The sequence below is a fragment of the Nitrosomonas nitrosa genome (assembly GCF_003051105.1).
Taxonomy (GTDB): Bacteria; Pseudomonadota; Gammaproteobacteria; order Burkholderiales; family Nitrosomonadaceae; genus Nitrosomonas; species Nitrosomonas nitrosa.
Window position 1 is genome coordinate 1 of sequence record NZ_QAOO01000075.1, and the last position, 1,813, is coordinate 1,813.

The 1,813-nt window shown below is 49.2% G+C and carries 1 protein-coding gene; it reads right to left on the reverse strand.

The window, feature by feature from the left end; all coding sequences use genetic code 11:
- Positions 1-77: 77 nt before the first annotated feature.
- Positions 78-1,331, reverse strand: coding sequence for a group II intron reverse transcriptase/maturase (gene ltrA / locus C8R30_RS15610; RefSeq protein WP_181258768.1), 1,254 nt, complete (start codon positions 1,329-1,331; stop codon positions 78-80).
- Positions 1,332-1,813: the final 482 nt, after the last annotated feature.

Below are 1,813 nucleotides of genomic sequence, written 5' to 3' on the forward strand. Positions count from 1 at the left end.
GTCGAGTCACCCGAAGGAACTTCCCCCTCAGGTGCTCACAGAACCGTACGTGAACCTCTCGATTCATACGGCTCTTCCTATCCAGTCAATTTACTACCATAAAACAATCGCCAATGAGCAAACAAGTCAGGTTGACGTTGGGCTACATCCAGCAACCAGCGTTCTGCTCGCCGCCGGTGTCCACGAAAACGTTTAAATTTCCGTGCAGCCCATAATACAAGCTTGTAATTCAGGTGTTTCCAAATCGGATTTAACGCCGAACGATAAAATCTACCATAGTAGGCTATCCATCCCTGGATGGGCGCATTGAACATCCTCGCTAAATCATACAAACTTTTGCTACTTTTGTTCTGCAATGACCAGCTCCGCACCTCTTGCCTTATCGCTTTGGCTGCTTTGTTGCTAATGGCCGGCAGAAAGCCGGTGAACAGACCTTTTCCATCCTTGCGTTCCGCTCCTCGTGGCCTGAATGTATAACCCAGAAAATCGAATGCAACAGTCGGATATTTTCCTGTGCATTGATAGTTCTTACAATAGACCACCCTAGTTTTAAGCGGATGCAATTCAAGTCCACAAGCCGCAAAACGTTCCTGCAATACTTGCTTGAGCTGCTCGGCCTGCCATCTGGTTCGACAATGCAACACACCGTCGTCTGCATAACGCGCAAATGGTATTTCTGGATAATTCTTCTGCATCCATAAGTCAAACGTATAATGCAGATACAGATTTGCTAGCAAAGGACTGATCACACCACCCTGTGGTGTTCCTCGCTCTCTTACCTGTATTTTCCCATCGACCATTTGCACCGGTGCTCTCAGCCAGCGTTTAATGTACAGCAACACCCATTTTTCCTGCGTGTGCCTGCCAACTGCACGCATCAATAGCTGATGATCAATGCTATCAAAGTAACCTTTGATATCGAATTCCAGTACCCATTGATAACTCCAGCACCGTTTACGCGTTATTGCCAGCGCCTGATGTGCTGATTTCCCAGGCCTGTATCCATAGGAATCCGGATGAAAGTGCTTCTCCAATTCCGGTTCTAGTACCTGCTTAACAACCGTTTGCGCAATGCGATCTGCTACCGTGGGAATGCCCAGAGGGCGAATTCCACCATCGGCTTTGGGTATCTCAACACGCTTCACCGGTGGCGGATGGTAACTCCCGGACGCCATACGATTCCACAGCTTGTACAGATTGTTACCAAGATCCTGAGCAAAATCCTCCAGAGTCTGAGCGTCAATTCCTGCACCACCTTGATTTGCTTTGACTCGCTTGTATGCCTCCCATACTTGTCGTTTATGAATAGCAAATGGTTTTGCCGGGTTCAATAAAATCCTCCTGTTTCCAGTTGTTTTAGCGCTCCCAGCCAGATAGGGCAACTCCTTCGCTCCAGAACCATTATAGCTCCTTCTTCACTACTACGAGTTGCTCCGTCCCTGTACTCCGCATCGGTACTCTCACACTTGAAATGCGTTTCCTTGTGTTTCTCCCTTAGCATCGGAGTGACAGGTTCCCACGTTCCACACAAGAGCCTAGATCGCACTCTCGCCATCTCCATGCCGGATGCCATCCGAGCCATAAACAGGCACCTCCCGGACTTATCCTGCAGTAACGAAACCCCCGCAGTTTTGACATCATCTACACGTTTCGACACGTCATCAATGGTTCACTTGCGTTCGACTTTACGATCCATACCTGACCAAATCGAGTCCGGCCTTTTCCTAGCTCGCTCACTACCACGCCTCTTAAACGCAGCAGCAGTAGGTGGTTTGAAGCCTCCGCCTGTACGGCGACTCCGAGGGACCTACCC